This window comes from Pseudalkalibacillus sp. SCS-8 (assembly GCF_040126055.1).
GTDB lineage: Bacteria > Bacillota > Bacilli > Bacillales > Fictibacillaceae > Pseudalkalibacillus > Pseudalkalibacillus nanhaiensis.
This window is the reverse complement of record NZ_CP143541.1, coordinates 912695-938211: the sequence shown is the minus strand read 5'-3', so window position 1 is coordinate 938211 and position 25517 is coordinate 912695. Positions and strand designations below refer to the sequence as shown.

Below are 25517 nucleotides of genomic sequence, written 5' to 3'. Positions count from 1 at the left end.
ATTTGAAAGTATATTGATTATTATGGACAGCTTCAGGCGGACGCTTTCCGCGGGCAACGCTTCAGCCTCACTTCCACAGGATGTGGTGACTTCGACGTTCACCATAGGACGTGGTGGTTTTTAGTCGAAGAACCTTAATTCCTCACTCTGCGGGGTCTTCAGATGTTGCTTTTCCCGCTGGAGTCGCCGCCTTACGCTTCTGTTTTCTTTAAATCTCAAAACTAAAAGCTAATAGAGTCTTGTTACAATCCCATTATTTTTCCAAGTGGATATATTCCCCTGGACCGAGGGGCAATCCTAACAAATACCATACTGCAAAGAGTATGATCCAAAAAATTGCGAAGCCGATGGAGTATGGCAAGAGAATGGATATCAACGTCCCGACACCCATCTTCGGATCGTATTTCTTGGCAAAGGTCAATAGTATCGCAAAATAGGCAAGCATCGGCGTCACAGCATTCGTTATGGAATCACCGATTCGATAGGCCATTTGCGTAAACGCCGGGCTGTATCCCATTAGCATGAACATCGGAACGAAAACAGGTCCAAGCAGCGCCCATTTGGCTGAAGAGCTAGCAATCAACAAGTTGACCAGTGCACAGAACAAAATGAACGCCAGAAGCAACGGAAGACCCTTCATACCTGATGCTTCAAGGAAACCCGCTCCCTTAATCGCGATGATTGTTCCGAGGTTGCTCCAATTGAAGTACGTGATCATCTGTGCTGCAACAAAGGCAAGAACGATATAATAGCCCATTCCCGACATCGCTTTTGTCAGGTGCTCTGCCACATCCTTATCCGATTTGATGACTTTCGAACCGATTCCATAAAGCAACGCAGGTATGAAGAAAAAGAACAGCATGATTGGAACGATACCGTTCATGAACGGGGAATCTTCAACAAGCGAGCCTGTTTCTGCATTTCTCAATAGAGCGCCTTCGGGTATCGTGAGCACACAGAGAAGAACCGCAAACAACAGTGTACCGATACCAGCCCACACAAGCCCTCTTCGTTCCTTATTGTTCAGCTCCGATTCCGTTTCGACCTTTGCATTCAATGTGTAAGCGCCAAGTCGAGGTTCAACGATCTTTGAACAAATAAATACCGCGACTGGGACAAGAACAAAGGTCGATGCAATCAAGAAATAATAATTCATTGCTGGGTTCGCTTTGTACGATTTATCGAGTATTTGTGCACTGGATTCGGTAAACCCGGCAAGTAACACATCAAGCATACTTAAAATCAGATTGGCGCTGAACCCTCCAGCAACCGATGCATAGCCGAGGGCTAGTCCTGCTAGTGGATGTCTCCCCATCGTCATGAAAACAAATGCAGCAATCGGCGGTAAGACGATCAAGGCTGCATCTGCCGCAGCATTACCGAAAATCCCGATGAAAACGATGATCGGTAAAATCAATGCTCTCGGTGAAGCGAGTACGACCTTGCGCATAAAGGCCGAAACGAGTCCTGTCGACTCTGCTAACCCTACACCTAACATGACGACAAGAACTAATCCCAACGGAGGGAATGCCATGAAGTTATTGACCATCTCGGTGAGGATCCTTACAATTCCTTTTCCATCCAGTAGGTTCACGGCGTTGACCGTTTCATTCGTTGCTGGATTAACCGCGCTCCAGTTCAATTTTGCTGCAATGAACGAAGCAAAGAGTATGATACCAGTAAAAATGACAAATAAGGTGAGAACATCTGGAAGTCTGTTCCCATATTTCTCAATCCAATCGAGAAAACGATTGAAGAATCCCCGTTCTTCGTAGTGCTGCTTCTTTTCTTCGAGCTTTTGCTGTGGAACGCTCATTGAACCCCTCCTCAACCAATTTCTGAATATTTCGTATTATTGTACAGATAGGTTCGTACGGATACAACTTGGTATGAGCGTGATTATAGAACTGAATGCTAGTTCTTTTAAACTAAAAATGAATTTCTGAAAGGGCTGACATTTCCAAAATGTTGATGCGAATCTCCTGTATTAAAGTGGTCCGTACAATTTGACCCTGATTGCGAAAAACCTAGAAAACCCCCACATTATTGCTGATTCTTACCACTTTAAACTTTTTATTGAAGAAAAAATAAAAACAGTATGGATGTACTAGTTTTTTGAATCCGGTGGTGGTTTTTTAGAATATCAACAATAAAAGCTAACAGAGCCTCGATTTTAAAAGAGTTCCAACATAAACCAAAACAAGAAGGATAAGCAGCACGAAAAAGCCTTTTTCAAACCCGATATGCTCAATTGCGTAGCCGAATGCCGGAAAGCCAACCATAATGACGAAGCTTTCCACTAAGCTGATCAACGAAAAGAAGGTTGAACGTACATCGCTGCTTAGTATGTTTTGGATGAAGTTCGAGAAAACAGGTTCAAATAGCGTTACGAGCTGCGCGAGTGCCAGGAAAGACAACACGATTCCAAGACGTGGTGATACGATGAACATTACGAAAAAGAGCAGATAAAATGCATAACCGTATTTGACGATTGAAAAGAATGACCATTTCTTTTCAAGACGATAGGCCAGCTTGGCCATGACTACACCTAACAATCCGTCTATTGTAAAAATGAGACCAATTACGAATGAGGAATACCCCAATCTCGTGAAGTATTCCTGTCCATAAAACGTCAAGATGACGAGCACAGTACTGACCGAGATGAACAGAATGATGGGAATGCGGACAGGCGGATTGCGCTTCCAAACGATGAGGCCGCTGATAAACTGATCTCTCCATGTTTGCAAGATACTTTTCCGTTCAACAACTCTCATTTCCTGTTCAGGTTCATGAAGCAAAAGAACTGGAATCAGGGCGAGCATCTGCATGACAACCATTGCGCCATATACCCATTCCCAGCTTACTTCTGCCATCAATCCCCCCGCCAATTTAGCAAAACTCAAAGACAACAGAGCAAGTGCTGTCATGTTGCCGAACACTTTCGTGTAGTCCTTCTCCTTGTTCAATTCCCTCAACGTGTCATAGGCAAGTGCTTGTTGTGCACCGGAATGGAACGTCAAACCTACACCTAGCGAAACAAACGCCAAGCTGAATAATGTGAGCGAATCACTGATCAGCATGAATGCCCCATAGCCGATACTCAACACACTTCCGAGGAGTATGCTGATCTTTCTCCCATAAAGGTCTGCAATCATACCTGTGGGAAGCTCGAATAAGACAATGCTTAAGTGTAAAATCGCTTCAATGATGCCGATTTCACCAAGAGATAGTCCTGAATCACTCAAGTAAATGACCCATAGCGCCCGGTCAAAGAAAAGCTGACCGAAGAAGATATATAAGTAAATCATGTTGATATTTCGATTACGAAGCATCATAATTCCTCCTGAACATAAAAAACACAGGTAAATAAGCTTTACCTGTGTTCGTGGTGGATTTGTTTTTCCAAATATAATAAAAAAAGAGAAAAGGCAGCACCTTCTCTCTTTAGAATAAATCCGATGAAAGGTAACTTATTTGATGTTGATGAAATGGTTATGGAATTTGCCTAAAAAAGGACACACTGGTCCCGTTAAAGTGCAAAATCCCAAAAATGGTACTCATGAATGCGATAAAACGTTTCATACAGCCCATTCCCATTTCAAACATCATGTCACCCTCCTTCTCCATTCAAGTTAAATCCATCGTAATCGAGTTCGTGTCCATTTTCAATCTTTTTTCACAAAAATGTGTTCCGGATGTGGATGACTCAAGAAATCATGGTGGGAAATCGTCCATCCGTATGCTCCTGCAAAACGGAAAATCATCACATCTCCTGCCCGTAGCTCCTTCACATTCTCCTTACGGACGAGGACATCATTCGGCGTGCATAGCTCACCAGCTACGGTTACAGCTTCGTCGAAAATCCCTGGACGCTCAAAAGGGTAACGCCATTCGTCGATCGAGTGCACATGAAATGGATGGCTCATTTTCCATGCTGCGGGCAGACGAAGGTGATGCGATCCTCCCCGTATTACCGCGAAATGCTCTCCATGATTCGTTTTGACATCCAATACTTCTGTTACGTAAGAACCGCATTCAGCTGTCATATACCGGCCAATTTCCAAGAATAAGGTAAGAGATTGGTGTTGGTAAATGTGATAAAAGTCCTCCAATCCCTTTGCAAGCACTTCCCACTCAAACGGTTGATCAGGGTTCAAATAATTAATGCCGATTCCACCGCCAACGTTGACGATCGGCGCTTCCATTCCGAATTCATTCTGCCAGGCGAGTGATTTCTCAATACATGTTCCGATAAACTGAAGATGGGCTTGAGCATCAAGATTATTGGACATGGCATGGAAATGGAACCCCTTCACTTCGATATGAGGAGATGCCAGTGCTTCCAGGAGAATCACCGGGATGTCTCGTTCATCCACGCCAAATTGTGTCGGAACACCAGACATCCGGATATGGCTGTCGGAAACATTATCTTTCAGGTTGACCCGAAGCAAGACAGGTATTTTAACGCCTTTCTGCTCGGCTATATAGATCATCCGGTTCAATTCATGAAAGCTTTCCACATTCAAATAATCGACATTTGATTCAAGTGCGGACGCAATCTCCTTGTCCTTTTTCCCAGGACCACCGAACAGCATCGCTTTTTCAGTTAGCCCGCTTACTTTCTGCATTTCCCCATACGAGGCAACCTCAAATCCATCTACAATCGGTTCTAACGTCTCTAGTATCGGTTTTTCCGGATTCGCTTTTACCGCGTAATACAACCGACAAAAAGGTGGAAGGCTCTGTTTGATCTTTTCCGCATGGTTCTCCAAATAATCCAGATCATAGACATAGGCACAGATTGGCTCCCCTGTATCCCGCTTCTCTATTTTTTCCGCGATATAAGTTTCGACAGCGGTTTTCTTTTCAATTGTTAGCATGTGTGATTCCTCCATCTTACGTATTCCAAAGGTCTGGACGTCTCCAGACGATAATGAGTGTCGTAATGAAACATCCGAAGCCCATGAACAGTCCGGCCGCGAGGGCACCAAATTCACTTGCAATGACGCCGATGACGAGCGCCCCGAACGGAATATAGGCCCTGTCCATCAAGGCGATGCTCAACACCCTTCCTCTCAGCGCATCAGCCACCTGCATCTGTAACGTGATCCGACTGGTCGTACGATAAAGCTGACTTGAGAACCCGACACTCAGCATAAGGAAGAGCGAAACAAGGTAGCTGCCATTAAAGAGGATGAATAATCCGAGAAACAACCCGAAACCGAGAGCGGAAAAGATCAAGATTTTCCCTTGATGGCGAGGTGGTTTCATGGATAATACCATCGTAGCTAAGATTGCCCCGACGGAAGAGACCGAAAGCAGCAAGCCGAATCCATCAGGGCCCATGCCCATCAGCTCTTCAACGAACAACGGCAGCATCGTCGTATATGGAAAGCCGAATACCATTGGTGCTACGGCAATCAACAGGATGGAGACGATCAAATGGTTTTCCTTGATGTATTGGAAGGTTTCCTTTAAATCTTCAGAGTGTTTGGTGACCGAGCGTTCATTCGGCTTCCGCTTCGTTTCTGTCCCTTTCAGTCCATTCAAAGAAACGATAATCACAAGCGTTCCTAATGCAATCAGAATGAAAAGGCTCGGTGTACTCAACTTGAGTAGCAACCACCCTGCAAGCGCCGGACCGATCATTCTTGCGATATTGATGATGGTTGTTTGCAATGAGATGGCCGATGGAAGGTGGTTTGCATCGACAAGATCAGATAGGAAAGCATTACGTACTGGTACCTCTACCGTCATGAACAAGGACCTTCCGAAAACGACGAGATAAAGCCATATCATCGAGAAATCGGCATAAACGATATACGCCAACAGCAATGTCGTGACGAATATTCCGAGATAGCTGGCCACCAACACCTTTTTCCTGTCATATCGATCAGCTAATACACCTGCTTGTAATCCGAAAATGAATATCGGTAGTAAACGGCATGCATTCAAAATTCCTAAGGCGAGAGGAGATTGGGTCCATTGATAGACGAGCCAATTCAACAGCGTCAGGTCCATCCAGTCTGTTGTTCGGACCACAAAGCTCCCAAAAAGAAAATGCCTGAAGGAAGAAGATTTCATCGCCCCATTCAGGGTGAATGGTTTAGCGAGTTTTTCAATCATGGAGCTCTCCCGCATCAGTTAACGGATTGGGCACCTCGCTGTAGCAATAGCCCTTCCCGCCTGTCAACCGCATCGTCGTGAGTGATTTATGCTTGACGACCGGTTGGAAAAGGAATGCACGATCCTCTTCTATATTGCCTACTAAGTCCTTCTGCAGCGATAAGGATTGAAGCGTCTCTTCACAAACCATTTTGACTCTGCTCCAGAAATCTTCTTCCTTTATACCGGAGTATAGGACAAGCTGCCGGATGATTTCTCCGAGATGGTTTTGGAACACCGTATAATAGAGCTTGTTATGCATCTCACCAAGATCGTCCGTGACCGACATAGAGCCAGGTGTGAATTGGATGGCGATTCCTTGCTGTGTAAGTCTCTCCTTGTAGATCCGGGCGCCTCCCCAGTCCCTGAAAAAGAATCTGGACAGTTTGCCGTCCTTGAATACTGGGATGCTGTTTTGAAGATGTCCTTCAAGAGCGATTCCGTACTTGACCATCAGAGTCAGGTATCCTGGAATGACAGCCGCGATATAGTCATCGAAAAATGGGAACGCTGCTCTGCTTTTAGATAGGTTGTTGGCCTCGGCATATTGGTTCACAAGCTCAGCCAGGACTGTCTCCCCACTTACAGGCGATTGGGCATACAAGGCCGGGCCTGCAATTGCGAGTTCCCCGTTCTGAAGCTTTTCATCGATGTTCTCCCGCATAAGCATCGTCAGGTTACGACTCTTTCCTTCTTCTTCGGATTTGAAGGCTGCGCCGACAATTTCATTCAATGGCTGGAAATTCTCTAATTGCGCTTCTTTTTCCATGACGGATTGCATCATTTCAGTAAATAATGTCGAGTTCAAGGCTGTTTGTGTGGAAATCGATCTGACGGTAGACGTCATTTGACTATTCACAGCCAGCTTCAATGCAGGAGCTTGTCCTTTTTGTGGATAGACAGTCCGGAATGAGGACGTTGCCTCCACCCCGACCTTGACATCCTTTATGAAAACAACATCCGCATTTTTGACTTCATCAGCGTAGAGCTTTGGAATGACATGCTCATATTGCCATTGATGAACAGGGAGGATGTCATATTCAGCACTGTCATACCCTCTTCCGTCCAATTCCTCTAAACAAAGCTCTAATTCCTCAGGGTAGTGTTCTTCAAGCACACCCTTATTCCCAGTCGTCGTAAGCAGGCAATCCTTTTTAACCGCAACAAAGCCAACCTGGAACACTTGATGGAATTCAGGAGAGTAACGGAAGACATCTTCATGCGTTAATCCAATTTTCGTTTTCGAGCCTGGATGCAAGTGATGCCCTTCTAATACGAGCTGTTCAAAGAACAGGCTTGCCGAGAAGCTTTCATTTTCATCCTTCTTTTTCAGAAGATAGTCCAACGTATCCATAGAACCGAGACGTTTTGCTTCGTCCTGGATCGTTTCCTTCCAAGCTTGTTCATACATATACGCCAGGGTGAGGTTTGCCGTACCATTATCTAGTTCTTTTATAAAGGTATCCATGTTCCAACGATTCGCTGTCGCTGAAAATAACTTTTTCAACAAATCAGAAGCGAGTGTGATTGGCGTGATGCCCTCCTCATCGACATATAAAATCTCATCTGTTGTCTCAATCCGTTGATAAGCATATGTGTTAGCTATCGGAAAGACCATGACCGAATTGTCAATTGGGACAACCTTATACGTTATATCCTCACGAATCGGATACGTTTGGATGTGATTGAAGAATGGACGCCAACTCTCATCTGCTACGTTCAAGTTCATGACAAATACAGACCCGATTTTCTTCAAATCAATGGCATCTGAATAAATGTTGTTGATGTTCTCGCGTAATATGGACGATGCAAGCTTATGGAGAATCCCCTTACGTCCTTTTTCAAGGGATCCGATAAAGTGATTGACATAAGAAGGCATCTTTTTCATAACAAATCGCATACACGCGATCTCTTCAGTAATCATGGAGGTTTGATTAGACTTCAGCTGGGCCGGTCTTTGAATCAATTGGATCGTCATTTGGCACACTCCTCTTTTTTCGGATATAACGGGTTGGTTACATTCACATAAGCATTCTCTGTATACTTGTTTGTCAATCTCATTCGAACGAGCGCCTTCAAGCGTGATTCTTCTGAGAAGAGATCATCCTTGTCCGTCAGATTTTCGGCAGGTACCCGGGCATCGTGTTGTAAGGAAGCATAGACTTGTTCTACCACATGCCTTACTGGGCGCCATAGCTGTTCTTCGTCCATGCCCAACTTTCGTGACAATGCAACGATCATCTCACCCAAATGGTTATGGACGATGGCATGGAAGAAAATATCCAGAAGATCTTGACGATTGGACGTCATCAGGTTCGTACTGTTATTGAGCTCAGGAATCTTGAAGAACTCATTCAATCTGGATTCCATAATCCGGATTCCACCGTTGTCCCGGACGACGATTTTCTCTGGCGAGCCATTCTTGAACACACATACACAGTTTTGCATGTGGACTTCCATACTGACCCCATACTTGCTCATTAACGTAAGAACACCTGGAAGGAGGACACTTACATACTTCTCGATGAAGTCCGCTGCCGCATCAGTAAGCGTATCGAATCCTCCTTTGATTGCATGATTCTTTACCAGTTCTTCGATCAAAAGTTGATCGGTGACAGGTGATTTTGCAATGAAGGCAGCAGCCGGAAGAGCGATTTCGTCATCAGCAAGCGATTTTTCTGGGTTTTCACGCATGATTGCCGCAAGATTCTTCTGTAGGAAATGACGCTCTTCATCATCTTCAGGATTCACTGGTTCAAAATGAATACCAGCGCTTTCTTTCATGAAGCTCATTGAATTCGCCAGGAATGCATCTTCTGAATGGATTTTTTCTAAGACAGAAGATACCTTAGGGCCATTCTGTGTGGAAGCTGCTGACACGGTCCGGATCGCACTCGTCATCTGTACGTTGATTGCGGTTTTGATATGATGCTTGTTTTGGTCTCCCACTGGAGCTAAAGACCGGAAAGAAATCAGTGCCGCTGTGTCGATGGAAGCTTCCGTAATCGGCACCACCTTTTGACTTTCCAGCTCATCACGATAATTTTGCTGAATCGTATGTTCGAGCTGCCACGGGTGAACCGGTATGATTTCATAGTCATGCGGGTTCAAATTGCGTGCTGTCAGCGTTTCATTCAATCGTACCGCAAGCTCCGGGTATTCTTGCTTCAGCAGGTTTGATACGGAGCGATCTTCAAAATGGGTCAGCTTACAATAATCTTTGTGAACAGCTACGGGGATGACCGAAGGACGGCCCTCCCATTCAGGTGCATATTCTGAAATGGATGCTGGCGACAATCCTAATCTCGTCCTCGAACAAGGATGGATTGAATGTCCCTGTATGACCCACTGCTCTAAGAAAGTGAGCGGACTGAATGACGCATCGTGCTTCTTTTTCTTTACGAGATAATCAAACGTCCCTTCACTTTGGAGACTTATTGCATCCGCTTTGATTTTCATTTGGCGTTCCTCTGCAATCGTAAGGGCAAGCGCATAGTTATACATGCTGTTCTCGATTTCTTTATAAAATTGATCGATATTGTCAAACGAGTCTGCATGAAAAGCTTCAAACAACCGGTCCAAGAGCTGTGCTGGTCTGGAAATCACGGTCACTCCTCCGCGGCTGTCGGTATGGAGGATCTCTCCATCAAGGTCGATATGGTCCAATATGTACGTGGTTCTGATTGGCACTTCAACCGTTTCATGCGTATCCAGCTTGATAAGCGCAATCTGACATTCATTTCTCGTTATCCACTCGAAATCTACAATTCTTTCACGTAAGATTGCCTGGACAAGCTGATGAAGGATTGCTGAATCAGCTTCTTTCAATTTCTCTTCATAGCTGTTTACGAGATGGGGGTATGCTTGTTTCAAATGAGCGATGACCTGTGACTTGTAATCTGTGACGTTATTATTAGCGTTGATGGTTGCGGCTTCCACTTTCCTTCCCTCCTGCAGTCTATCGAATTTGTTTCCATCTATCTGATTGAAAATGATTATCATTTATGCATGACTAATAGTAATTGATATTGATTCTCAATGTCAATTGAAAATTAAAAATACGTTCATTTGGTTCAGTTGTAACCGCTGCCAATGGTTTTTCTTGTATCTAAACAAGGACATCCATACCCGTCATTAGGAAGATAGTCCTGACTTGGATATAAAAAGAAGAGGCTGACCTGAGTTTAGGTCAGCCTCTTCTTAGTTAATGGGTGATTTTATGCTGAAAATAATCAGTGGGAATGATCATGGGACATTTTCTCCTGTAACGCATCGGAAAGGTCTGTCGCCGGGACCTTTATCATGTCTAAGTGGATATTCGCTTCAAGATCCAGTGTGTTCTTTGGCTCTTCATCCGGGAAGGTCACCTCTAAAATATCCAAACCTCTTGTCGGATCGTAAGCGTACACATATTTCGTATGTTCACCTGTCATTTGACCATCGATATCACGTGCGCCAATCCACTGTGCGCCCCATACTTCTTGGACGCCGGTGAACCAGTAGCCGACCTGTTTGATATCGGTCGGATCTCGGACATCAAGGATCCTTACACCTTGTTGATAGTAACCGATCGAAACGAAACCTTCCTCATGATAGGAGGAATAATGCGCAGAACAAATGAATCCTGCTTTTGTTTGTTCCTCAGTGCCTAAAATCTTCGAGTTCCATGAATCCAGCGGCTCAATTGACCCACTGCCAGGCTCAATCGTTCCTCCTCCTGTACCTTCGAATTCATTCAAGCTTTGCAGATGCCATGTTTGGAAGGAGCCTTCATCCTCACACGTACCTGGGTGTAGATAGTCCTCTTCTGTCACCATGACAACTTCTCCAGGGCGAACTTGATCACCCGTTCGTTCCGTGCTTTCATTTGTTTCAAAATCCCCAGATACTCGGCTCTCGAACTGCTCACCATTCGGTCTCAACGTATTGTGGTGAATGAAGTTGTTCCATTTCGTCCCGTTCAATCCGCGCTCATCTGTCGAATTCAGGACCACTGGGTTAACTGGGTCGGAAATATCGTAGCCTACCGTTCCACCTAATCCAGTGTGCCAGGCAATTCCCGCTGAATCAATGTCCCAATCATGCCCGGTCGCGTCCACCGAACTAGGGAATACTTTTTCTTCAAAAGGCTGGGCAGGATCCTCCAGGTTGATGATTGAAAAGGCTGGGTTTCCATCCTTGTCCTTACTGCCTGACGTGTAGGCATACGTACATTCATCATTTACACACGTCACGGTGTGTGTCCGTGTGGTCGTTTTTACACGTGATGCAATATACGGGGCCGTCGGATCGGAGACGTCTACGACAGCAATTTCATTTCCGGTTGAAAGTTCTTTGTTCTCGTAAGTCGGTGTTATGCCTGCCGGGTCATACCCGATCAATACAAATTTCGTTCCATCCTCTCGTTCACCGAAAGTCATGTCCTCATTTTCAAAATGTGCCTCTGGTAAATCACCTAAGAGTGTGGGTTGAGTAGGGTCTGTGATGTCATAAATGGCGATACCGGACAGCGTATTGGCATACATATACGGCTCATCCTTTGAAAAGGCAGCAGATATAATCGAGAGATGCGGCAGATTATTGACTAGTCGTACACTTTCACTCGATAAAACGGGTATACTCGCTTTCCCATCAACATCGACGTCACTCGCTTTAACAGAAGTGGTGCTGATGGCAAGCAACAGAATGATTGACGTACAAATCGATAATGCTTGTTTCATCCAGATGTCCTCCTTTTTCGTGTTCGTTAAAGGGTTCCATACAGTGAAGCCATGTTCCTACGTACAAAAGTTTGAATTCACACTACGACTTGTTGTCTAATTTCTTATCTAAAAACAGGTATTCCGACGTGGGTCCCACGCTGTTTATTCGATTGACACGCAACTATAAGGTTGCATATAATACACATATGGATAACGTATTTAAAGCGCTCGCAGATGGAAGCCGAAGACAATTGCTTGATCAGCTTTACACTCAAAATGGACAAACATTGAGTGAGTTGTGTGAACACCTAGATATGTCCAGACAGGCCGTGACCAAACACCTTCACATTTTAGAAGAAGCCGATCTCATTAAAGTATTAAGGCAGGGACGCACAAGGCTCCACTATCTCAATACAGCTCCGATCAGTGAGATTTATGAAAGATGGATCTCAAAATATGACCGGCATCGCATTGAGGCACTCAAAGAAATGAAAATTCAGTTAGAGGAGGAAAAGGATGACTGACCGTACTTTTGTTTATGCAACCTATATTGCAACTACACCAGAGAAGCTATGGCGAGCTCTTACATCCGGAGAGTTCACTTCGAAGTATTTTTTCGGCCGGAGAGTTGAGTCAGATTGGACAGAAGGGGCTGAGGTTATCTATTACAGAGAGCAGGATGAAGTGGATATACAAGGAGTAGTCCTGGAAAGTAAACGATACGAATTGTTGAAATTCACCTGGAAGTCTCCTGATGACCCGACTGACCGTACAGAACCGACAATCGTCACTTTTGAAATTAAGCAGATGGACGATACAGTGAAACTGACAGTGATCCACGAAAATCTTTTGGAAACTGATTACAGTGATGACCGAAATACCTTCATGGGTGTAAACAACGGCTGGCCAGCGATCATGAGTAATTTGAAGAGCCTGCTCGAGACGGATATGACGCTTTCAGCCATCCGAGTATAAGTTATGTAACAGGTAAGCCCGGAATTAAAAAAAGAGTGTGAGCCTTGTTCGCTCACACTCTTCATTTATTCTGCACAACACGATAGCTTGGAGACATCACGATCTAAGGATAAGCTTGCCAGCTTGATTCCTTCTGCCATTGTCAGGTACGGAGCCATCGTATCCTTGATTTCATCAATGGTAAGCTGGAACTTTACCGCTAGCGTGGCCGCATAGATAACTTCACCGGCATTTTCTGCGACGATTTGTGCACCAAGTAAAACCTTTGATTGTGCATCAACCACAAGCTTAAACAAGCCTGTCGTTTCATGATTCGCTAACGCTCGTGGCACAGCAGCAAGTGGTATTACAACTGCTTGCACCTCATAGCCTTGTGTCCGCGCTTCCTGCTCAGTCAATCCTACCGATGCAATGGACGGATTTGTGAAAATGACTGAAGGGACTGTAGATAAATTCAACTTTTGTTTATCCGGGAGTCCGAGATTTTTAGCGACCAGTCCACCTTCATAGGCTGCCACATAGACATATTGAGGGCCTAATGTTACATCACCAGCAGCATAAATGTGAGGGATGTTCGTTTGGAGATCGTCATTGATCTTTACCTCCCCTGCCTCTCCTGTCTCAACCCCGGCCTGATCCAATTGAAGTGAAGTAGTATTGGGTTTTCGGCCAGCTGCGACCAATATCTCTTCTGCTTCCACATAATGTTCTTCACCATTCTTTTCGAAATAGATCCGTTTTACCCCATTTATTTCTTCCACTCTTGTAAATGTAATACCTAGTTGCAAGTTCATACCTTGATCTGATAATGATTGTTCAACGACTTCACTCACTTCGGAATCAAGATGCTTAACCAGACGATCACTTCGTTGCATCAATGTTACCTGTGCTCCTAAATGATGAAGGAGTTGACCTAACTCCATTGCGATGTAACCTGCTCCAATGACGGCAATACGCTCTGGAACCTTTTCTAGCTGGAGTGCAGTTGTACTAGTAAGGAAATCAATCGATTTCAACCCCGGAATATCAGGGATGAATGGAGTTGCCCCAGTGGCGATGAGAAAATGCTCAGCACTCAATATCCGTTCACCTACTGATATGGAGTATTTGTCCTTGAAGTGTGCTTCCCCTTTTATCAAGTCAAAATCATACTCCTCGATCAAGTCCTCATATTTTTCTTTCCGCAATCGATTTACAAGCTCATTTTTCTGACGGTTCAAATTTGATAAATCAGGGTGCTCGCTTTTAATGGTCAATCCATTGAAAGGTTGATGAATGGCAAGGCTATTGATTTCAGCTGCTCTAATCATCGTTTTGGAAGGGATACATCCAACGTTGACACAAGTCCCTCCAACAGTCCCTTTTTCAATCATAGCGACCTTCAATCCTCTTTCCACTCCCTGGATCGCTGCAGAAAATGCCGCTGCTCCTGAACCGATTACGACAAAATCATATTTCTCTTTCTCCATCTTATTATCGCTCCCCTTTTTTATATTTCGAATAGGCAAAAATCGTCAGTCCAATAAAGATGCCGAGGGCTGGAAATACGATCAAATCCAAATATCCAATAAGAAAACTTAAACCGACTGCTCCAAACAAGATGACGAGAACTGGTGTAAAACAACATATCAGGATGGTGATCGTACCAATAATGCCTCCAGTAAGCAGCCTTTTACTTTTCTTCCTCTCCATGCTCTCCACCTCATTATCAATTTTCTAAGCGGTCTATGATTGGACAATCATAGAGATCATCATTGTCGTGACAGCAGTTCTTTAATTCCTCCAGGATCGATTTCATCTTTTTCAAATCATTTATTTTCCGTTCAATCTCATCAAGTTTCACCGAGGTGAAGGTATACATATCCTTACATCGCCTCTCATCTTGGTCGACCACACCAAGTAATCGGTCAACCTCCTGAAGGGTGAATCCTAATTCCTGGGCCTTCCGGACAAATTTTATCCTTTTCACTGTTTCCTCAGGGTATAACCGGTAGCCTGATGCTGTTCTAGGAGGGGCAGGCAGGATCCCGATCTTTTCATAATAACGGAGCGTCTCTTTATTCACACCTGTCAATTTTGCTAATTCAGTTGTTTTATAGCCCATAAACATCACCTCTCTAATTATCATAAACCCTGTACTATACTACAGGGTCAACATAGGAAGATATTTTATACAAGAAAATTTGGTTATAAAATAAGAAAGCTGAAGCATCGTCTGCTTCAGCTCTTCATTCATTATTGGATAGGCATGAAGGCTACCTTCCAAATGCCGTTCTCATCCTTGACCATTTGAAAGCTCATTGGCCGCCCTTCATGTTCATAGATGATCGATCCTTCATTTTCATTACGCTTGATAAATACACCGTTTCCTAGACCATTGAATGCGCGACGGATAGCCTCTGGATTTGGGTTCACGTTTTTCGCTTGTTCCAAATGAGTTTTGAGTGTCCACTGTACATATTGAGTACGTGTCGTATATAACATGTATTCTGTGACGGAATCTCCATCCATACTAGACTGTACATAAAGCTTTGCAATACTGATCGGGCTTAGATCTTTTAAATGGACAACATCTTGATCCTCTTGGAACTTCTTGTACACGTTGGCTTCCTCTTCTGTCAATTTGAATTCTTCGGACGTACCGTCAACTAACTGGAATGAATGGTTGAATCCAACCTCTCCACTTTCAAACAATCTGAAAGGTGCGACGATTTGGTGAGTGGAATCTTTTAACGAAAATAAAAATTCAATCGCATAGCTATCATGATTTTTTTGAATGGATTGAATTTTAAGCTCATCAAGAGTGATTTGCTGAAAAAACACGATACTTTGTTGTATGTTTTCCTTGTCTTTCTGTTTAATGATTTTATGCAATTGTTCTTCATCACCTGTACGTGCACTTTCTAGAAAAGATATGACTGATTCACTCTGTTTCTGCCAGCCTGTTTTTTCAACAAGATTTTCATAAATAGGTTGATAAACTTCATTTGAGGACAGTAAAGTCTTCAATTCATCTTCCTCACTAGTTGTATTTGTGGCTGGATTTTCAACAGCATTTTGTTCCTTTGTAAATTGGGAAGAAATCAAGACAAGGACAATCAGAATGGAAGCACAGATTGAAAGGACAGCACGCAAATGTCCATTCCACATTCCACCCGGTTTGGATTCGTGACGCTCCAGTTGATTACGGAGCTCCTCAACAAACTGCGGACGGGGGTCTTTATGAGGGTGTTCTCGTAATCTTGAAATCAATTCCTGATCTACTTTGTTATGATTGTTCATTACACAACACCCCTTCCACCTCAATGAAATCCACTTCTTTTTTAAGTAGCTTCATAGCGCGATGATAATCGACACGAACCTTCAATTCCGGTATTCCCAGTACTTGCGCCGTTTCCATAATCGTGTATTCTTTTATCCCCCTCAGGATGATGACACTTCGATACTTCGGTTTCAGTTTGAGCAACGCTCTTTGCACGACCTCCCACGAATCCTTATGTACCATCTCCTCCTCCGGTGTTCGTTCTGTTGATCTCTCCTCTTTCCAAATGCTCGGAAAGATCGTACGGCTGCCTGCTTTCCTTGAATAATCGATGGCCGTATTTTTCGCAATCATGAGAATCCAAACTTTAACCTTTCCTGGATCCTTTACGGTCTTTATTGTCCGCATGGCTTTGATGAACGTGTCTTGTGTAATATCCTCCGCTTCATTTCGATTGTTCGTAAAGTAAATCGCAAAGTGATAAACATCCTTATAGTATTTTTCATAAATGTCCTCAATGGTCATTTCTTCTGCTTCCATGCCCTCTCCCCCCTCATCTACCAATAAGACGTGAATCATTTCCATTTGTTTCAAATTTATATAAAAAACAGAAAAAAGCTGACCCGAAAGTTATCGGGCGGCCAGACCGGTCTTTGAGTACCCGAAATTGCGAAAAACGGAAAATGGAGGACTCATAAGTAGTCTTTGAGTACCCGAAATCGCGAAAAACGGAAAATGGAGGACTCATAGGCGGTCTTTGAGTACCCGAAATCGCGAAAAACAGAAAATGGAGGACTCATAGGCGGTCTTTGAGTACCCGAAATCGCGAAAAACGAAAGATGAAGGACTCATAGGCCGTCTTTGAGTACCCGAAATTGTGAAAAACGGAAAATGAAGGACTCATAAGCGCTCTTTGAGTACCCGAAATCCCCCAAAAACATAAATAAGATTCTGTACGTAGTTCTTTTCAACAGTTTTCTTCCATCCCCTTCTTAAAACCATCACAGTGTACATAAAAAAAAGCCTGACACCATGTGTAGGTGTCAGGCTTCCCTGTTATGTTATCCTTAAGAAATCTTCTTGCATTCTTCTGCACATTTGAAGCATGCTTCTGCACATTTTTGGCAGTGGTCATGATCATGCTTTTTACATTCGTTTCCGCAAGCTTCACAAATCTTCGCACATACGGAAGCAAGTTCGGAAGCAAATGGAGTGTTTCGTACTAGGGCCTGTTCTAAGTATGAGCAGATGTCCGCACATTCTCGATCCAAACGAATGCACTCTGCCATCATTTTGACATCGTCTTCCTGCAAGCAAGCATCGTAACAATGGTTGCACGCTTCCATACACTCATGAAGTGCATTTACGACTGATTGATATTTTTCATGTGACATATTCTGAAACGCCTCCTTCTGAATTCTTGTACATTGCTTGTATTTTCCTAAAAACATTAGATTTAAACGTCATTGGACATATTTATCCCATTCATTGCCAATAATGATTCAATCTTACTAAGGAGTTGGCATTGACCAACTAAACACACACGTCCCACAAGTATTGGGTTTCTCTAATTCATATAAGACAACAAAAAAACAGGCTCCGTTGAGGAGCCTGTTTGTTGGTTTAGTCAGATTAAACCTTTTGTACGTTAGCAGCTTGAGGTCCGCGTTGACCTTCTTCGATGTCGAAAGAAACGTCTTGACCTTCTTCTAATGTCTTGAATCCTTCACCTTGGATAGCAGAGAAGTGTACGAATACATCGTCAGCACCTTCACGCTCGATGAAACCAAAACCTTTTTCAGCGTTGAACCATTTTACTTTACCTTGTTCCATTATGTTGCCTCCTAGTGCATTTAAAGCACATTGTTTTACTATTCTTGCTCCAATAAACTTGCATCTATCTGAACAAAAATAATTCCTCTTTATACTACCAGTATGTCCAGATGAAAACAACCAAAACATTCCTACAAAATCCTGCAAATTTCCCCACCATGTAAAATCACTCTTTTACCTGCTTTGTAAATTTTCAACTAAATAAGCCTTTGGACTCTGTATCTCTTTCCACGTCACGTAAAGGGTGAAGTAGGTCATGCCTACTTCCTGATTATCCATCTCTTTTTCCATCCAGAACTTATGGTTTTGTCGAATCCCGTGACCAAAGTATGGATTTTCCACTTTTACAGTTGCTTTATACAGCATTTACATCCTTCTGTTACATTAAATCTCGCAGTACCAAATTATTTCGGGGAGGAATTGTTTTGAAAAGAATCATGAGCATTTGGATGTTGATTGCTGTATTGGTTGTGCCAATCACTTCATTTGAGCACGAGGCTTCAGCTGCAGGTACATATACAGCAACGGTCGACTATGTTAAAGATGGCGATACCATCATGCTGACAAATCCAGTCAAAGGCGCTGATGAGGTACGCTTTCTAGGAATCGATACGCCTGAAACGTTCGTCTCAGGTGGGAAGGATCCTGGAAACCAGATCGACCCGCACGGAAATGCAGCTACAAACTATTTGAAATCTGTCTTGCCAAGTGGTACAGAAATCACCCTTGTTACAGGTCAAGAGGAAGTAGATGGATTCGGACGCCTTTTAGCCTATGTATTCAAAGGGAACATGGACGTCAATCGTTCCATCCTTGAAAATGGACATGCTGTATCTTACTTCATCTGGCCATTTGAAGATGCGAAATTCGAAGACTATCGTGGTGCGATGCTTACAGCTATGAACGGCAACATCGGCATTTGGGATACGACAAATCCTCTTGAAGAACTGCCATTTGAATACCGTGACCGCATGTTCAATGATCAGCCAGACAAATATGTCGGGAATTACTTTACGAAAGAATATGTTACTCCTTTAAATTACACTCAGGTTCCAATTGAAGATCGCGTATTCTTCTTTACAGAGCAAGACGCACAATCTGCCGGCTATACGTGTAACTGTTCTGGCGGTGGCCCTGCATCTGATGAACTGTTGATCCAAGAAGTCTATTATGATGCGGAAGGCTCTGACAGTGTGGGAGAGTATTTGGAAATCTACAATACATCGACGAACACGCTCGATATCAGTGGCTATATCCTTAAGGATAACTACGACACCTATACACTGCCAGCTGGCACGATGATCGATCCAGGACAACACCTTGTCGTGGCCCGCGATGCTGCTGGATTCCGTAGTCTCTTCGGCTTTGATCCTGATGTTTCAGGTATGACTCTTGCCTTAGGGAATTCAGGGGACCAGGTTTCATTACAAAATCCGTCTGGAGCTGAGATCGATTTCGTCGCATATGAAAATTATGTTTCTGGATGGAACATCAGAGCAAACACTGGACAAGCGATCTATCGTTATGACGTAAACAACGATACAGATTCTGTGAATGACTGGAACGTTGGAACACCGCTTCCTGGTAAGTAAGAAAAAAAGGTATGCTGCCTACGGGCGCATACCTTCTTTTTTATTTCACTTTTATGATGACTTTTCCTTTTGCACGACCTGTTTCCAAGTAATTCATCGCCCCTTGAGCTTCTTCCAGGTCATAGATCCGATCAATGACTGGTTTGATTTTCCCTTCTTCTATGAGATGAGTAATCTGTTCAAGCTGTTCTCCATTTGGGCGCATAAGGAGAAAATCGTACTCCACCTGGTGCTTTTTAGCCATTCGCATCAGCTTGTTACTAATCAACATGAATAAAGTCTTTTTCATCAACCCCTGGTAGGTCTGTTCTGCAAACTTTTTAGTTGGAACGGCAGATATGGAGACGATTTTCCCACCAGGCTTCAAAATTTCAAATGATTTTTCAAGTGAGGGTCCGCCTAATGTATCAAAAACAGCATCATAACCATCCAGAACTTCTTCAAAATTCTCTTTCCGATAATTGATCACTTTATCTGCACCTAAGGTTTGGACAAGCTCATAGCCATTCTCACTTGCTGTGGTGGCAACATAAGCCCCCATCTCCTTCGCCAGCTGAATCGCAAACGATCCCACTCCACCTGCACCAGCATGGATCAGAATCTTCTGTCCTTCCTTCAAGTGGAAATATTCATGAAAGGCTTGCCATACCGTAAGACCGACGAGTGGTATCGATGCTGCTTCTTCAAAGGTAAGACCGTTTGGCATCAACGCAATTTCGTCTTGATGAATGGAGATATATTCCGCAAACGTCCCGATCCGTTCCTTGCTAGGTCGGCCATAGACATAGTCGCCTACTTTAAACTTCCGAACATTCGAGCCGATCTCCACAATCTTGCCTGCAAAATCATTTCCTAGGATCAACGGCATATTGAACTTCAAAACCAACCTCAAGGCTCCACCGTTACGGATTTTAAAATCAATTGGATTTACACTGGCAGCGTGGATTTCGACGAGAACATCATTCGCCCCTACCGATGGTTTTTCAATCTCTTTCATATGTAACAACTCATTCTTGCCATACTTATTGATCATCATCGCTTTCATGTTCTTCACCTCTACATAGGGTCCTTTCCGTAGTATGTTCATAAATCTCTGGGAGTTTACATCCGATCATAAGGCATCCCCACTGTGGAGGTAAAGGAACTACACTTAGATCAGCTCTTTTACCACCGCGATTAAAGTGCTTTCACTTTCCCTCCATCAATCAATAGGGATTGTCCGGTAATATAAGTATTGGCACCAGAACCAAGAAAAACGACCATTTTCGCAAACTCTTCCGGTGTCCCATATCGTTGCAGAGGGATTTTCTGCTCTGTATTCTGGACGTGCTCTTCATAAGCAATGCCAAGTTGGTTTGAACGGATTTCATCCAATTGTGTCAAACGATCTGTCGCAATCCTCCCAGGCCCTATCGTATTAACAAGGATCTGGTATTCTGCAAGCTCCTGGGATAAACTCTTTGCCAAACCGACGATTCCAGCTCGGAAGGTGTTGGATAGAATCAAATTATCTAAAGGCTCTTTAATGGAGGAAGATGCGAAATTGATAATTCTGCCACTTTGCTGCTTCTGCATATAAGGAATCACTTTACGGGTCAAACGGACGAAACTCAATAGATTCAGTTCAAATGCATTCTGCCAATCCTCATCCCGCATATCCTCAAAACGCCCAGCAGGTGGTCCTCCTGCATTGTTTATCAACACATCGACGGTCCCAAATGTCTTGACGGCATACTCCACAAGATAATCAATTTGAGCGGCATCGGTGATATCACAAATACAATAATTTACGTGATCATTTTTCGTTTCTTTGGAGATTTCGGTGACCGCTTGGATAAGCTGTTCTTCATTTCGGCTAGCGATCAACACATGTGCGCCTTCTCTCGCAAACTCCATTGCAGTCGCTTTTCCAAGCCCTTTGCTTCCAGCCGAAACAAGGACACTTTTACCCTTTAACTGTAAATCCATAAAAAGCCTCATCCCTTTCTTTATTTTTGTTGAACCCATTCTGTTTGAGTTGAATTTTAACTGTCCCTCACTGATTTGGACCGGTTTACAGAAGGACAAAATCGATGCGTGTCAAATATATAAACGAGCCGTAAGAGACCCAATCTTAGGAGGGAAGATCTATGCCGAATACGATTATCATTGCAGGGCATGCCCGGATACCTAACGGTGTGTCGATAAATGAACCGCATGAAACCCTGACTGTCACAATCGAAGTGGATAAAATGTACGGAGTCATCATTTGGGCTGATTGTACATTGGCTACAGAGCATTCACAAGCATTTTTCGGTGATATGATTAAAGGTTTAAGTTTACGTGATGGTATCGATTTGATTAATAAAGAGATTGAAAATCATTACTATGGAAATGCCCAAACCGCCCTTACTGCTGCCGTTATGGATGCCTACAGACAATACAAAAAGCCTCATGTTGTGAGATAAGGGGACTGATGGACTGCCTGCATGTGCCGGCTGTTTTTCATCCTTATACTCGTTTTTCTCATTCGCACCACTCGCATGAAAATCCCTCATTTGGTTATACCAATCATAGCGACCGAAGTGAGGGATGAAGCGTGACGACTGTCATATGGTTGATCAAAGCACTATACAAGGAGTTTTTCAATCGTAAAATATACGACCTTGCAGCGCAAATGTCGTATTATTTTCTGTTGTCCCTTTTTCCTTTTTTGATCGTCGTCATCACTCTAGTCGGTCGACTTCCGATCGATACAGGTTCAGTTCTTGGCATTGTTGAACCTTACGCCCCTGAAAAGACGATTTATTTCTTGCGTGAAACGCTGACAGGTATCTTTGCAAACCAGGAAGAAAGCCTGATGACTTTCGGGTTTCTAGCATCCATTTGGTTATCGTCCATTGCGATCCAATCGTTCTCACGGATATTGAATGAAAGCTACCCCCAGAAGACGAAGAGGTCCTTCTTCCTCCAATTACTGGAGGGATTATTACTGACCTTCGCCTTTATCAGTGTTGTCGTCATTTCTGTCCTCGTCCCTGTTGCTGAACGTATTGTTCTCAGTTTCATTGATAAGGATGCCTGGTTGTATACGTTTATCATAACATTTTGGAATCCAATTAAATGGGTTATAGGAAGTATGATTCTATTCATTTTCTTTTATGTCCTTTATCATTTTGTTCCAAAGGCGAGATTGAAGTTTATTGAGGTGTTGCCCGGTGCCATTACAGCAACGTTACTGTGGCAGCTCATATCTGTCGGGTTCTCCATATATGTAAGATATAGTCAATACTCATTGATTTATGGCAACGTAAAAACTCTTATCATTCTGATGATTTGGCTTTATTTGACTGCACAAACATTAATCATAGGTGGGACGATGAATGCCCTGCTTTATAAACGAAAATATGAAATAGAGTAAGGACTGGCATAAGAAGATTTTGCCAGTCCTTTTTCAGTTCAATATTTTTTAATTGATGTGGATTTCATTCATAGACTGGACAAAGAGAAAAGGTGTTTTGAAGGAATCTACATTTGAGGTTGTAAGAACAACCTCGACAAGTTGTGAAGTGAATGTAAAGTAGAGGGGAAAAGAAGTCATCTTTATTAAAGAAGGGAAGAAATCTTTCTTATCTGGTCAAATCGGATCACCCTACGCTGTTCCATCATCCGGCCAAATCGGATCTCCATGAGCTGTTCCATCGTCTGGCCAAATCGGATCACCATTTGCTAGGCCGTCATCTGGCCATACAGGGTCTCCACCTGCTACGCCGTCATCTGGCCATACAGGGTCTCCATCTGCTACGCCGTCATCTGGCCATACCGGGTCTCCATCTGCAATGCCGTCATCCGGCCATACCGGGTCTCCATCTGCTGTTCCACCGTCCGGCCAAATTGGATCGTCTGGCCAAATTGGATCTCCATCCGGCTCAATGTTTACGATGACCGCTTTGACCTCATCGTTTTCCATGTTGCCAAAATGTGTTTCAGCAACCTGGCCAGATAGTGTAATCCCTAATGCAAGAGCTCCGGCACCAACAGCCATTAGAATTTTTTTGTAGCTTTTTGTCATAAAGCACCTCCAAATTTTTAGAATTTTTTTACATTTTTATCTTAATTTTTACATTTTCCTTTGTCAATACTTTTCTGTGTAATATATTTAATTATTTAAAAATTGTGTTATTAAATTTACTATAATGGTAAAATAGTAGTGGGAGGCGATGAAATGGAAAGTAGTGTTGGAAAACGGATTAAAGGTTTAAGAAAAGAGTTGGGACTTACACAGGGAGATTTAGCTGGGGATCAATTGAGCCGTGCCATGTTAAGTCTTATTGAACGGGATCTTACTACCCCCTCCCTACGCACGATTGAGTATCTATCAATGAAATTGGGCGTTTCAGTCGGGGATTTGCTTGGCGAAGTACGGGATTCTTCTTTACCGATCGCTACTGCGGAAGATGTCAAAAAAGGGCTCAATATTTGTAAAACGTTGCTGAAGGTCGGAAAATATGCCGAAGCAGAAACTCGTTTACAAGAGTTGGTCAAAATTGACAATGTTCCTTTCCCGGAGAAATGGCTTGCATATAAATTACTAGGGCAAATTTATGAAAAGTTAGATAAGAACGAAAACGCACTGGCCCACTTCAAGGAATCCCTCTATTACCTATCTTCCACAGATACGAATGAAATGGTCGAAGCCTATTATTACATAACCTTGACCAACCGTAAGCTCGAAAATTATAAAGAAGGAATAGAGGCAGCACTAAAAGCTTCTGCTTTAATCAATACGTATCATGCTGAGGTGGATTGCCTGCTTCAAATCAATATCCTGTACAACCTGGCCCTTTGTTATTGTCGCATCAAAGAATTTCAAAAAGGTCTCGATGTGATCAATCAAGCCATTTCCATCATGGAAAAGAATGATATCACTTTTTCCAATGGCCATTTCTACATGCTCAAGGGTCTAGCAGAAATGTATATGAGAAAATTTGCAGAAGGAATCGTCTCGACGCGTGCTGCGATCCGTTTTTTACAAGATAAAAATGAGGATCCATACAAATACTTGGGCTCTCGGATCAATCTTGGAATTTTGTTGCGGAAGCAAAATAAAGTCAATCAATCATTGGAACAACTTCATGATTGTTTAGAAGATGCATTGAAAATGGGAAATAAGAATCTCATTGTGAATACGTATTATGAATTATCACTTTCCTATTTGTATCTCGAAGATTTTGACCGATCCGAACAGTACATTAAAAACGGATTAAAGCTTGCAGATCCAAATTCCCATCTACATGCACAGTGTCATTATGTCCTTGGGAAAGTCTTGATGAAACGTGGTCAACATGAAGATGCCATTCACGAATTTGATATGGCTGAAACCATTTTCCACTTTCTTCAGAACGAATCCTGGATTGCTCTCGTAAAGTCGGAGAAAGGCATCTGCTTCGAAACCTTGGAAGATCATGAGAAAGCATTCAAGAACCTTCTTGAAGCGAATCAGAAATTACTTAAACAAGATCTGAAGCTAATCAGCACAGAACTTCCAGTCATGAGCTAACGCCAACAACGTTTGAGGGGAGGTTACCTCTGGGTGAACAAAGGTAATAAAGTGGTCTACCGAGGAAAAACGTACACCGTGATCTGGAGATATGATTCTGGTTATCTTGAACTAAAAGGCGACTTCAGAATTTACCTTGTTCACGAAAATGACGTTAAATATATAAAGTGATTAAAAATCCAGTCATAGCTTGTTAAGGAACCCAGCGTTTCTTAACAAGCTATTTTAAAACTGACCAAGCTCATTGCCGAGGATTCAGTTGTGAATATTCCACGCGAGAGGCTCTTTCGCACCCCAATACAGCGAAAATCCCAACATTGCACCCCGTAAGAAGCTCTTTCGCACCCCAATACAGCGAAAATCCCAACATTGCACCCCGTAAGAAGCTCTTTCGCACCCCGATACTGCGAAAATCCCAACATTGCACCCCGTAACAGGCTCTTTCGCAC

General features: G+C 43.2%; 24 protein-coding genes. 6 read left to right on the top strand and 18 right to left on the bottom strand.

Going from position 1 to position 25517, the window contains the following annotated elements; genetic code table 11:
- Window positions 1-253 precede the first annotated feature (253 nt).
- The 7 genes from V1497_RS04790 to V1497_RS04760 form a co-directional block, all read right to left on the bottom strand.
- A complete protein-coding gene (locus V1497_RS04790; RefSeq protein WP_349409832.1) occupies window positions 254-1816 on the bottom strand; it encodes an AbgT family transporter in 1563 nt (520 codons plus the stop codon).
- A 340-nt stretch (window positions 1817-2156) separates the two neighbouring features.
- Window positions 2157-3335 (bottom strand): MFS transporter, encoded by a 1179-nt coding sequence (locus tag V1497_RS04785; protein ID WP_349409831.1) that lies wholly within the window; start codon window positions 3333-3335, stop codon window positions 2157-2159.
- 330 nt (window positions 3336-3665) lie between these two features.
- Window positions 3666-4880: a type III PLP-dependent enzyme gene (locus V1497_RS04780; RefSeq protein WP_349409830.1), complete on the bottom strand. Its 1215-nt coding sequence runs from the start codon at window positions 4878-4880 to the stop codon at window positions 3666-3668.
- A gap of 16 nt (window positions 4881-4896) precedes the next feature.
- Window positions 4897-6126 carry an MFS transporter gene (locus tag V1497_RS04775; protein WP_349409829.1) on the bottom strand — a complete coding sequence of 410 codons (1230 nt, stop codon included), beginning with the start codon at window positions 6124-6126 and terminating at the stop codon, window positions 4897-4899.
- Window positions 6119-8143, bottom strand: a complete 2025-nt coding sequence (locus V1497_RS04770) for an IucA/IucC family protein (RefSeq protein ID WP_349409828.1) — start codon at window positions 8141-8143, stop codon at window positions 6119-6121. The genes V1497_RS04775 and V1497_RS04770 overlap by 8 nt, the downstream gene beginning before the upstream one ends.
- Window positions 8140-10104, bottom strand: a complete 1965-nt coding sequence (locus V1497_RS04765; protein WP_349409827.1) for an IucA/IucC family protein — start codon at window positions 10102-10104, stop codon at window positions 8140-8142. Before V1497_RS04765 ends, V1497_RS04770 begins: the two co-directional genes overlap by 4 nt.
- A gap of 293 nt (window positions 10105-10397) precedes the next feature.
- Window positions 10398-11885 carry a hypothetical protein gene (locus V1497_RS04760; RefSeq protein ID WP_349409826.1) on the bottom strand — a complete coding sequence of 496 codons (1488 nt, stop codon included), beginning with the start codon at window positions 11883-11885 and terminating at the stop codon, window positions 10398-10400.
- Window positions 11886-12073: 188 nt separating this feature from the next.
- Here V1497_RS04760 and V1497_RS04755 point away from each other — a divergent pair, with 188 nt between their 5' ends.
- Window positions 12074-12391 carry a helix-turn-helix domain-containing protein gene (locus V1497_RS04755; RefSeq protein WP_349409825.1) on the top strand — a complete coding sequence of 106 codons (318 nt, stop codon included), beginning with the start codon at window positions 12074-12076 and terminating at the stop codon, window positions 12389-12391.
- Window positions 12384-12842, top strand: a complete 459-nt coding sequence (locus V1497_RS04750) for an SRPBCC family protein (RefSeq protein WP_349409824.1) — start codon at window positions 12384-12386, stop codon at window positions 12840-12842. The genes V1497_RS04755 and V1497_RS04750 overlap by 8 nt, the downstream gene beginning before the upstream one ends.
- Before the next feature lie 65 nt (window positions 12843-12907).
- Here the strand turns inward: V1497_RS04750 and merA are convergent, their stop codons facing one another.
- The 8 genes from merA to V1497_RS04710 all read right to left on the bottom strand — a co-directional run bounded on the left by merA (window position 12908) and on the right by V1497_RS04710 (window position 18303).
- Window positions 12908-14311 carry a mercury(II) reductase gene (gene merA / locus V1497_RS04745; RefSeq protein WP_349409823.1) on the bottom strand — a complete coding sequence of 468 codons (1404 nt, stop codon included), beginning with the start codon at window positions 14309-14311 and terminating at the stop codon, window positions 12908-12910.
- A gap of 4 nt (window positions 14312-14315) precedes the next feature.
- Window positions 14316-14534 carry a mercury resistance system transport protein MerF gene (gene merF / locus V1497_RS04740; protein WP_349409822.1) on the bottom strand — a complete coding sequence of 73 codons (219 nt, stop codon included), beginning with the start codon at window positions 14532-14534 and terminating at the stop codon, window positions 14316-14318.
- Between the two features lie 16 nt (window positions 14535-14550).
- Window positions 14551-14946: an Hg(II)-responsive transcriptional regulator gene (gene merR / locus V1497_RS04735; protein ID WP_349409821.1), complete on the bottom strand. Its 396-nt coding sequence runs from the start codon at window positions 14944-14946 to the stop codon at window positions 14551-14553.
- A 131-nt stretch (window positions 14947-15077) separates the two neighbouring features.
- Window positions 15078-16124 (bottom strand): hypothetical protein, encoded by a 1047-nt coding sequence (locus tag V1497_RS04730; protein ID WP_349409820.1) that lies wholly within the window; start codon window positions 16122-16124, stop codon window positions 15078-15080.
- Window positions 16111-16644: an RNA polymerase sigma factor gene (locus tag V1497_RS04725; protein ID WP_349409819.1), complete on the bottom strand. Its 534-nt coding sequence runs from the start codon at window positions 16642-16644 to the stop codon at window positions 16111-16113. Before V1497_RS04725 ends, V1497_RS04730 begins: the two co-directional genes overlap by 14 nt.
- 527 nt (window positions 16645-17171) lie before the next feature.
- Window positions 17172-17498, bottom strand: a complete 327-nt coding sequence (locus V1497_RS04720) for a four-helix bundle copper-binding protein (RefSeq protein WP_349409818.1) — start codon at window positions 17496-17498, stop codon at window positions 17172-17174.
- A 238-nt stretch (window positions 17499-17736) separates the two neighbouring features.
- Window positions 17737-17937, bottom strand: coding sequence for a cold-shock protein (locus tag V1497_RS04715; protein ID WP_349409817.1), 201 nt, complete (start codon window positions 17935-17937; stop codon window positions 17737-17739).
- Window positions 17938-18111: 174 nt separating this feature from the next.
- Window positions 18112-18303, bottom strand: coding sequence for a hypothetical protein (locus tag V1497_RS04710; protein WP_349409816.1), 192 nt, complete (start codon window positions 18301-18303; stop codon window positions 18112-18114).
- Between the two features lie 59 nt (window positions 18304-18362).
- Here V1497_RS04710 and V1497_RS04705 point away from each other — a divergent pair, with 59 nt between their 5' ends.
- Entirely contained in the window at window positions 18363-19529 is a 1167-nt protein-coding gene (locus V1497_RS04705) for a lamin tail domain-containing protein (RefSeq protein WP_349409815.1), read from the top strand.
- A 40-nt stretch (window positions 19530-19569) separates the two neighbouring features.
- Here the strand turns inward: V1497_RS04705 and V1497_RS04700 are convergent, their stop codons facing one another.
- Together V1497_RS04700 and V1497_RS04695 are read right to left on the bottom strand one after the other, a co-directional pair.
- Window positions 19570-20574 (bottom strand): NADP-dependent oxidoreductase, encoded by a 1005-nt coding sequence (locus tag V1497_RS04700; protein WP_349409814.1) that lies wholly within the window; start codon window positions 20572-20574, stop codon window positions 19570-19572.
- Between the two features lie 131 nt (window positions 20575-20705).
- Window positions 20706-21497: an SDR family oxidoreductase gene (locus V1497_RS04695; protein ID WP_349409813.1), complete on the bottom strand. Its 792-nt coding sequence runs from the start codon at window positions 21495-21497 to the stop codon at window positions 20706-20708.
- Window positions 21498-21658: 161 nt separating this feature from the next.
- On the opposite strand from V1497_RS04695, the gene V1497_RS04690 reads away from it, so the two are divergent.
- Together V1497_RS04690 and V1497_RS04685 are read left to right on the top strand one after the other, a co-directional pair.
- A complete protein-coding gene (locus tag V1497_RS04690; RefSeq protein ID WP_349409812.1) occupies window positions 21659-21976 on the top strand; it encodes a DUF3870 domain-containing protein in 318 nt (105 codons plus the stop codon).
- Between the two features lie 131 nt (window positions 21977-22107).
- The gene (locus V1497_RS04685; RefSeq protein WP_349409811.1) at window positions 22108-22929 is read left to right on the top strand and encodes a YihY/virulence factor BrkB family protein; all 822 of its coding nucleotides are present in this window, start codon (window positions 22108-22110) and stop codon (window positions 22927-22929) included.
- A 231-nt stretch (window positions 22930-23160) separates the two neighbouring features.
- Here V1497_RS04685 and V1497_RS04680 read toward each other — a convergent pair whose 3' ends face one another.
- Complete coding sequence (locus V1497_RS04680; protein ID WP_349409810.1) at window positions 23161-23580, bottom strand: hypothetical protein; 420 nt, start codon at window positions 23578-23580, stop codon at window positions 23161-23163.
- Window positions 23581-23733: 153 nt separating this feature from the next.
- Between V1497_RS04680 and V1497_RS04675 the strand changes: the two genes are divergently transcribed.
- Entirely contained in the window at window positions 23734-25068 is a 1335-nt protein-coding gene (locus tag V1497_RS04675; RefSeq protein ID WP_349409809.1) for a helix-turn-helix domain-containing protein, read from the top strand.
- Window positions 25069-25517 lie beyond the last annotated feature (449 nt).

Excerpts from the sequence above, each read along its gene's own strand:
- V1497_RS04790 (WP_349409832.1), bottom strand. The coding sequence starts at position 1,816 with ATGAGCGTTCCACAGCAAAAGCTCGAAGAAAAGAAGCAGCACTACGAA.
- V1497_RS04785 (WP_349409831.1), bottom strand. The coding sequence starts at position 3,335 with ATGATGCTTCGTAATCGAAATATCAACATGATTTACTTATATATCTTC.
- V1497_RS04780 (WP_349409830.1), bottom strand. The coding sequence starts at position 4,880 with ATGCTAACAATTGAAAAGAAAACCGCTGTCGAAACTTATATCGCGGAA.
- V1497_RS04775 (WP_349409829.1), bottom strand. The coding sequence starts at position 6,126 with ATGATTGAAAAACTCGCTAAACCATTCACCCTGAATGGGGCGATGAAA.
- V1497_RS04770 (WP_349409828.1), bottom strand. The coding sequence starts at position 8,143 with ATGACGATCCAATTGATTCAAAGACCGGCCCAGCTGAAGTCTAATCAA.
- V1497_RS04760 (WP_349409826.1), bottom strand. The coding sequence starts at position 11,885 with ATGAAACAAGCATTATCGATTTGTACGTCAATCATTCTGTTGCTTGCC.
- V1497_RS04755 (WP_349409825.1), top strand. The coding sequence starts at position 12,074 with ATGGATAACGTATTTAAAGCGCTCGCAGATGGAAGCCGAAGACAATTG.
- V1497_RS04750 (WP_349409824.1), top strand. The coding sequence starts at position 12,384 with ATGACTGACCGTACTTTTGTTTATGCAACCTATATTGCAACTACACCA.
- merA (WP_349409823.1), bottom strand. The coding sequence starts at position 14,311 with ATGGAGAAAGAGAAATATGATTTTGTCGTAATCGGTTCAGGAGCAGCG.
- merF (WP_349409822.1), bottom strand. The coding sequence starts at position 14,534 with ATGGAGAGGAAGAAAAGTAAAAGGCTGCTTACTGGAGGCATTATTGGT.
- merR (WP_349409821.1), bottom strand. The coding sequence starts at position 14,946 with ATGGGCTATAAAACAACTGAATTAGCAAAATTGACAGGTGTGAATAAA.
- V1497_RS04730 (WP_349409820.1), bottom strand. The coding sequence starts at position 16,124 with ATGAACAATCATAACAAAGTAGATCAGGAATTGATTTCAAGATTACGA.
- V1497_RS04725 (WP_349409819.1), bottom strand. The coding sequence starts at position 16,644 with ATGGAAGCAGAAGAAATGACCATTGAGGACATTTATGAAAAATACTAT.
- V1497_RS04720 (WP_349409818.1), bottom strand. The coding sequence starts at position 17,498 with ATGTCACATGAAAAATATCAATCAGTCGTAAATGCACTTCATGAGTGT.
- V1497_RS04715 (WP_349409817.1), bottom strand. The coding sequence starts at position 17,937 with ATGGAACAAGGTAAAGTAAAATGGTTCAACGCTGAAAAAGGTTTTGGT.
- V1497_RS04710 (WP_349409816.1), bottom strand. The coding sequence starts at position 18,303 with ATGCTGTATAAAGCAACTGTAAAAGTGGAAAATCCATACTTTGGTCAC.
- V1497_RS04700 (WP_349409814.1), bottom strand. The coding sequence starts at position 20,574 with ATGAAAGCGATGATGATCAATAAGTATGGCAAGAATGAGTTGTTACAT.
- V1497_RS04695 (WP_349409813.1), bottom strand. The coding sequence starts at position 21,497 with ATGGATTTACAGTTAAAGGGTAAAAGTGTCCTTGTTTCGGCTGGAAGC.
- V1497_RS04690 (WP_349409812.1), top strand. The coding sequence starts at position 21,659 with ATGCCGAATACGATTATCATTGCAGGGCATGCCCGGATACCTAACGGT.
- V1497_RS04680 (WP_349409810.1), bottom strand. The coding sequence starts at position 23,580 with ATGACAAAAAGCTACAAAAAAATTCTAATGGCTGTTGGTGCCGGAGCT.
- V1497_RS04675 (WP_349409809.1), top strand. The coding sequence starts at position 23,734 with ATGGAAAGTAGTGTTGGAAAACGGATTAAAGGTTTAAGAAAAGAGTTG.